5 protein-coding genes are annotated in these 6,492 nt (G+C 43.8%); 2 read left to right on the forward strand and 3 right to left on the reverse strand.

Annotated elements, in window-relative coordinates; all coding sequences use genetic code 11:
• Positions 1-18: 18 nt before the first annotated feature.
• A complete protein-coding gene (locus MJ770_RS14590; protein ID WP_239255868.1) occupies positions 19-837 on the reverse strand; it encodes a class I SAM-dependent methyltransferase in 819 nt (272 codons plus the stop codon).
• A gap of 609 nt (positions 838-1,446) precedes the next feature.
• On the opposite strand from MJ770_RS14590, the gene MJ770_RS14595 reads away from it, so the two are divergent.
• Positions 1,447-1,779, forward strand: a complete 333-nt coding sequence (locus tag MJ770_RS14595) for a DUF2325 domain-containing protein (RefSeq protein WP_239255870.1) — start codon at positions 1,447-1,449, stop codon at positions 1,777-1,779.
• A gap of 258 nt (positions 1,780-2,037) precedes the next feature.
• On the opposite strand, the gene MJ770_RS14600 is transcribed toward MJ770_RS14595, so the two are convergent.
• Entirely contained in the window at positions 2,038-3,249 is a 1,212-nt protein-coding gene (locus tag MJ770_RS14600; protein WP_239255872.1) for an NUDIX domain-containing protein, read from the reverse strand.
• A 167-nt stretch (positions 3,250-3,416) separates the two neighbouring features.
• Positions 3,417-5,387, reverse strand: coding sequence for an acetate--CoA ligase (acs, locus tag MJ770_RS14605; RefSeq protein ID WP_239255874.1), 1,971 nt, complete (start codon positions 5,385-5,387; stop codon positions 3,417-3,419).
• Between the two features lie 500 nt (positions 5,388-5,887).
• On the opposite strand from acs, the gene MJ770_RS14610 reads away from it, so the two are divergent.
• Positions 5,888-6,418: a DUF3617 domain-containing protein gene (locus tag MJ770_RS14610; protein ID WP_239255876.1), complete on the forward strand. Its 531-nt coding sequence runs from the start codon at positions 5,888-5,890 to the stop codon at positions 6,416-6,418.
• The last annotated feature ends 74 nt before the right edge of the window (positions 6,419-6,492 follow it).

A 6,492-nucleotide genomic window follows, 5' to 3' on the forward strand; every position in this document is an offset into this window, starting at 1 on the left:
GAAACAGAATGGACTCCTCTATACAGGCTTATAGCCCACGCTGATGAGAATTTCAATATTCAGCCAAATACCTTGCTCTTTGACTAGTAATTGAATCTCTTTCTGATGTGCTTGACGGAAGCGTGTCAAATCAGAGGACGAAAGCTGACTCAATATGCCACGGAAGCCGCTATACCATAATATATCCCACCATTCTTCAAACCCAGCAAGATGATATCCAACCTGATATATACGCGTATGCAGTCGTTCCAATCCGGCTGATTGATATAAAGCATGGATTTTCTCTGCACTATCCAGTCTTTTCCAGGAAAGGGACGGCATAACGACCCTATACGTCATAATCCGTTCTATAAATTTTTGCAACAGGGGTTCCATAATAGCACCCGTAAAACTTGAGATTCCAATAGCGCCGCCGGGTTTAACATGTTTGGTGATTGACTTGAGTCCGGCCACCATATCAGGCAGGAAGAATATGCCAAAACCACAACAAGCAGCATCGAATGTATCGTCGGAAAAATTCGACACCTCCATATCCAGGCAAAGAAAATCCAAATTGCTTATCTGCTGTTTATGAGCATTGATCTTGGCTTTCTCCAACATTTTCTCTGATAAATCAACTGCAGTTACATGCCCTGCGCCCAGCCGCTGTGCACAAGCCAGCGCAACTGAACCTGTGCCAGTGGCCATATCCAACGCATGCTCATTTCCAGCAAACCTCATACTCCTCGCCAAATGTTCAGCCGCAGATAAAAAAAACCGCAGGGCAGGCTTATCGTAACCTTCTGCCGCATTATTAAAGGTTTCTTTAATTTTATATTTGTAAACTTGTATATCCATTAATCATTGCACATGTTTGATTTAATTGGGTACAAATAAAAGCATTTTGAGAGTGCAGAAAGCACATCTACTTAAGATCAATATTTATATAAGGCGCCTCTAAAAATTCAATGTTGCGAGCAGCTGTTTCGCAGCTTGCTTATCTCGTTGCCAGGCAATACAAGGCGCGAATAATAATTAAATATAACATATATTCAATAGGTTAATTCAAGTAACGAATTAATGTGACGAAGAGTAAATTGTTAGAGCCGCCATAAAATAAATTGAATATATGCATCATACATGGAATTAGTCACTAAATTTTGAGTCCATATATGCTGCAGTCATCCGGCTACAACAATACGTTCCAAGCAAACAGGGTGTGGAGACTATTTGCCATCATGTCGTCTTGACACTGCTACCCTGTAGTTATCGATATAGATGAGAATAATTATCAAATAGATTGACATTGCAAATGATAACTATTATTATTTGCTCAGATATTAGATATAGCACAGTAAAAATTTAAATGAATACCATTTTAGCCATTTGCCACATTGCCTACTTATTTGGAAATAAGCAGCAATTGCTTTCAATCAATCTGTATCAATTAATCGAAAAGAGGGAAACATGAACGCAATGCTCATAGGTGCGGATCGTTTGGGAAATATTCCACAGCTGCTTTCTAATTGGGATATAAATATTACTCAGCATGTCACCGGTCGACATGTGTCACATCAGCGAAAACCACAAGGACTACCCAAAAACACTGAACTGTTGATACTATTTACAGATTTTCTGGGGCATAACGTGATGCGCAACTTCCGTAATATGGCGCAAACTCAGGGTGTACCTTTTATTGCTTGCCGACGATCTGCGAGCTGTCTTGCGCAGTCACTGGAGCATTGTTTAAAAAGGAAAGCTGATCCAGAGAAATGCCAAAACTGTCCCTTCCGCCCCTGACTCTCTTCATTTTTTTTTGGTCGTGGGCACCTCTGAAAATTCAATTTTAGTGGCAAGGCAAGGCGATTAGTCATAAATGAATCAATTTAAGGCAAAACTGAATGTAAAATTACTATTATTAACCAAGAATATGTAGTCAGAGGTTATCCGTATCCTTGGCCATACACCCAGAAATTTGCGTAAATAATATTTGACTGAGGGTGTACGAACGATTTTAATTTTGATTTGTTGCCTATTCTTTTCTAGTTGCTCACTTTTCTATCTCAGATTTTGACTTGCCAACTTCAGCAATTCTTTTGTCTCATTGTGGGTTGCTTCTTCCAACGCTTTTTCTAGCGGCAACCACTGCTGACCGCGCTCTTCTTTAGACTCTCCCTGCTCAAGATATTCCATCAGATAAAATCGCACCCTGATCGATTGATCCTCGACGAAGAAGGTGGTATCTTGCAATTGAGATCTTACTCTTGCCCAGACGCCGGCCTCTTCCAGCACTTCACGAACGGCGGTTTCTTGAATGTTTTCTCCCGGTTTAATATGGCCTTTAGGTAACACCCATTCCGTTGATGCACTTTTAGCTTGTACCAGCAGATACTCCACTCGATTGTTTGGCGGATTTTCTGCATTTTCTTGACCGTTCTGATTGTCCTCTACTTTTACTGTTACATTTCGGAAGACCACACCACCACCATGGGTCATGCCGTCTTTAATGCAGCGGCTTACGGGCCGATAGCCGTTTTCACACCTAGCCTCCAGAATTATCATGTACCAGTAAGCTTGCCTTATCGACTTCTTTCGCTGTTCAACATAACGCCACAGGGCTAAATAAACAAAAGGCACCATAGCGATAGCCACTAAAAAGGCGGGGATGGCGTCGAACAAAGATTTAGATAGGCTTAATGCAAGAGCCAACAGAAGCCATCCGATAATCCAGCCCAACAAGACCACCAATAGACTGCGGAAAAATTTGGAGTCTGCTTCGAACCGTTGCACTATGGCCAGGCCCTCGGGTTGCTCCATACTCAGCCTGGTCTTGCACCACTGAAACGCATTAATGGCATCTGAGGCATTGAGCCGGTCTAGGTAATAATTCTTAATGGCAAGTACCTGACAGAGGGAACAATCCATATTGGATTTAAATACTTTCTCTGCACGTTTTTGAAGCCATTTTGCGGCACGCTTTTTACCTCTGGCTAAGGATCTAACTTGCCCCCCCGGAGTAGCCCCCCTTATTCGATCATAAACATAATCATCAAATAGAAACGCACCCACTAAAAAGATAAAATGACCGAGCAGATAACTAATAAACAGAAAAACTGCCCACCCCTCTGCCCCCTTCGGAATGGCAAATCCATCTGTCCAGATAAACGGCACCGCATAAATTTTTAAAATGTAAGTTAACAGCGCACCTGGCAGCATGATGGAAAAGAAATCCACCAAACCTATAAAGAGCTTTTGTGGTTCAAAGTTCACCCCAACCACCCTCCCCTTATTTTGCTATTAACCGTTCGGATATTTTTAGATTCTAGATTACAAGCGCCACAACCTAGCGATTTATAAATCAATTCACCAGATTCTCACTTATCAATACTTAGTGGGATAAGCTCAGACCCATTGCATTACTTGCCACAAATACTGGATTATTGAATAACGTCCTTTAGTTGCTCAAGAATCGCTGGATTTTCAAGCGTCGAAATGTCCTGAGTTATTTCTTCACCCTTGGCTATGGCGCGCAACAGACGACGCATAATCTTGCCGGACCGTGTCTTTGGCAGGTTATCACCGAAACGAATTTCGTCCGGCTTGGCAATTGGCCCGAGTTCCTTACTGACCCAGTTACGCAGGTTTTCTGAAACTTGTTTCGCGGTAGTGGCATCCTCCGGCCGAGAGCCTTTTAACACCACAAATGCCACTATGGCTTCTCCTTTTATGTCATGCGGCTTTCCGACAACTGCGGCTTCTGCCACCAGCGAATTTGACGCCAGCACAGATTCTATTTCCATTGTTCCTAAGCGGTGTCCGGATACCTTCAATACGTCATCAATGCGTCCCAATATCCAGAAATAACCATCTTCGCTTCGATGCGCTGAATCGCCTGCCAAGTAAGCGCCTTTCATTTCTTCTGGATAGTAGCCTTTTCGATAGCGTTCATCATCGCCCCATATGGTACGGATTTGAGACGGGAAAGAACGTTTGATGACGAGAAAACCTCCATGTTGATCATGCACTTCGTCACCTGCTTCGTTGACGATAGCTGCCATTATTCCGGGTAACGGCAAGGTGCAAGATCCAGGTTTTGTTGCCATTGCTCCCGGTAGAGGTGCAATCATGTGGCAGCCGGTTTCGGTCTGCCACCAAGTATCCACAATAGGACAGCGCGATTGACCGACTACAGTGTAATACCACATCCATGCATCTGGATTGATCGGTTCGCCTACGGTACCGAGCAGACGCAGACTGGAAAGATTGTATTGATTCGGCAATTCGCCACCTAATTTAATCAGCGAGCGGATAGCGGTGGGCGCAGTATAAAAAGTAGTGACCTGATGATCTTGAATCATCTTCCAGAACCGCCCGGCATCGGGCCAAGTGGGCACGCCTTCGAATATCACTTGAGTCGCACCTATCGCCAGCGGGCCATATGCCACATAACTGTGGCCAGTCACCCAACCCACATCAGCAGTACACCAAAAAACATCATCAGGCTTATAGTCAAATACCCATTGCATGGAAACCATTGTGCCGAGCAGATAACCGCCGCTGGAATGCTGCACCCCTTTTGGCTTTCCCGTAGAGCCTGAAGTATATAAAATGAATAACGGATGTTCCGCACCCACCCACTCCGGCTCGCATGTGAATGAGTGATCGGTGATCACATCATGCCACCACAGGTCATGGTTCGCATTCCATTGCACATCATTGCCCGCACGTTTATAGACGATTACGCTACGCACTGTATCGCAACCGCCCTTGCTGAGCGCCTCATCCACGGCGGATTTAAGCGGCATCACTTTGCCCCCACGAAGTTGCGCATCAGCAGTAATTACAGCACAGGCCTGCGCATTTTCGATACGCTCGTTCAGGCTTTTAGAAGAGAAACCCCCAAAAACGACCGAATGGATTGCACCAATGCGTGCGCATGCCTGCATCGCTACCACCACCTCAATGCTCATAGGCATATAGATAACAACACGATCGCCCTTTTGAATATTGCGTGACTTTAGCGCATTGGCAAATTGACACACACGTGCGTGTAATTCGCGGTAGGAAATTTTGGTCACCTGGCCGTCGTCCGCCTCGAAGATCAGCGCCGTTTTTTCTGGTTGCGTTGCAAGATGCTTATCCAGGCAATTATAAGAAACGTTCAACTCGCCATCCGAGAACCACTCGTAAAATGGCGCGTGACTCTCATCTAACACAGTATTAAACGGTTTGTGCCATACAATATGCTCGCGTGCTAGTCGCGCCCAATATCCTTCGTAGTTTTGTGCCGCCTCGTTGCACAAAGCCTGGTAGGCTGCCATACCAGAAACATTTGCCTGTTCGACAAATGCATTGGCAGGTTGAAAGGTGCGGATTTCATGCAAATCTGAATCGATGCTGGTGGGCATGGCGGTACCTCGGTATTGTTAATGTTTCGTATTTGGCGGGAGCAATGTAGATTTTTTTTCGGGTAGCGTCAACAATAAAGCTTATAGATATAGCGGGCAAACACACTACCTGAACTTATACACAGGTTTTAACTGGTTTAGCTCAGCTTTTGATAGGTTGTCAGGTAAGTTACAGAAACAGGTTTCACATCAGAGTAATGGTAGCCCGTCATTCTGAACCAAGCTGCTGATTTATCATCAGTACACAAATTTCACCCATCATTAATTGCTCTAGTTCAATATATTGAACTTATCTGCCAGCTAAACTGCCAAACGATACTGTGACTGCTCCTTCAACGTCAATTTTCTCTAACCATAGATAAAATAATGCTTACGATTACGATTTTTCTGGTTCGCTGAGAGATTCTGTCCAGCCTATAAGATCGAAAGTCTATAATATAAAGCCTCTCAACTTAATTCAATATTGAGTCATGAATTATCAATCACGTTCAGGAGATTCTATGCGAAAAATACTACTTTCAATATCTTTATTGTTCGCGATACCTACTGCTAACTCGGCAGAATTTAATATGCGCCCGGGATTATGGGAAATGACAACAAAATCTGACCTATTGGCGCTCGTGCCCAGAATTCCGGCGGATCAAATGCAAAATTTGACAAACTTCGCAAAACAATACGGATTGGATATGCCAAAGATCAGTAATGGTGCAGCGACTTCTCAAGTTTGCATTACCCAAGAGATGTCGAAGCAAAAAATTCCAACTTTTTTAAATCAAAATCAATATGGATGTGATATTAAAGATGTGGTTCAAACAGGAGCAGACTACAAAATAAACCTTATTTGTGAGGGCGCTATCCTTAAAGGGAGTGGAGTAACTGAGGGAATTTTTACGAGTCCAGAAAGCTTTACAGGAAGAACTGAATTTAAAGGAGTTGTTCAGGGCAATCCTGTTAATGAACGTGCCTACACTGACGGTCGCTGGATGGGTGCAGACTGCGGAACCGTGCAACCTTTACGTGCCCATCGCTAAGCAAATTTGCAACAATTATTTGTAGTAGTTCAGACTTAATCTGACAGTAAAGTCTTGCCAAAGGGTGGGGTTAC

It is taken from the genome of Candidatus Nitrotoga sp. M5 (assembly GCF_927904885.1).
GTDB lineage: Bacteria > Pseudomonadota > Gammaproteobacteria > Burkholderiales > Gallionellaceae > Nitrotoga.

What these genes read in the sequence shown, in the direction of transcription:
- MJ770_RS14590 (WP_239255868.1), bottom strand. Translation starts at nt 837, where the DNA reads ATGGATATACAAGTTTACAAATATAAAATTAAAGAAACCTTTAATAAT.
- MJ770_RS14595 (WP_239255870.1), top strand. Translation starts at nt 1,447, where the DNA reads ATGAACGCAATGCTCATAGGTGCGGATCGTTTGGGAAATATTCCACAG.
- acs (WP_239255874.1), bottom strand. Translation starts at nt 5,387, where the DNA reads ATGCCCACCAGCATCGATTCAGATTTGCATGAAATCCGCACCTTTCAA.
- MJ770_RS14610 (WP_239255876.1), top strand. Translation starts at nt 5,888, where the DNA reads ATGCGAAAAATACTACTTTCAATATCTTTATTGTTCGCGATACCTACT.